This is a genomic window from Rhizobium ruizarguesonis, assembly GCF_012349115.1.
GTDB lineage: Bacteria > Pseudomonadota > Alphaproteobacteria > Rhizobiales > Rhizobiaceae > Rhizobium > Rhizobium ruizarguesonis.
In genome coordinates, this window is sequence record NZ_PQIG01000037.1 from 1 (window position 1) to 511 (window position 511).

The window sequence follows — 511 nt, forward strand, 5'->3', positions numbered from 1 at the left end:
CAAGCTGGTCGTTCCTCGATGTGTATTTCGTTCTCGATATTATCGAGAAGGTTCTCATCGGTTATTTCTTCGTTGGGATAGTCATGCGTGTCCTGCCGCAGATGCAGGACAATCGCGCGATCATCGATTGCCTGCTGATCGTTTCGGAGGGAGCAGCCGCATTCCTCATCCTGACCCGTCGACCGACGAGAAATGCGTCGCTACGCTTCTTCGACTGGACGGTCACAGCCATCGGCACGATCTTCCCGCTGCTTGCCGCGCCCTCCGCGACACAGCCGCTAGCGCCGCTCGCATTCTGCGGGACGGTGATGGCGCTCGGTTTCATCTTGCAGATATCGGCAAAGCTGACATTGCGGCGAAGCTTCGGCCTGGTGCCGGCCAATCGCGGCGTCAAGATCGGCGGGCCTTACAAATTCATCCGCCATCCGATGTATGCGGGGTATCTGATGGCACACATCGGCTTCTTCCTGGCCCATCCGAGCCTTTGGAATTTCGCCATCTATGCGACGGC

The 511-nt window shown here is 57.9% G+C and carries 1 protein-coding gene; it reads left to right on the forward strand.

Translation table 11 applies throughout. The annotated features are described in order from the left end of the window. Nucleotides 1-511 (forward strand): methyltransferase family protein (locus tag C3Y91_RS05265; protein WP_168575106.1); only part of this gene is annotated, 511 nt, incomplete at both ends.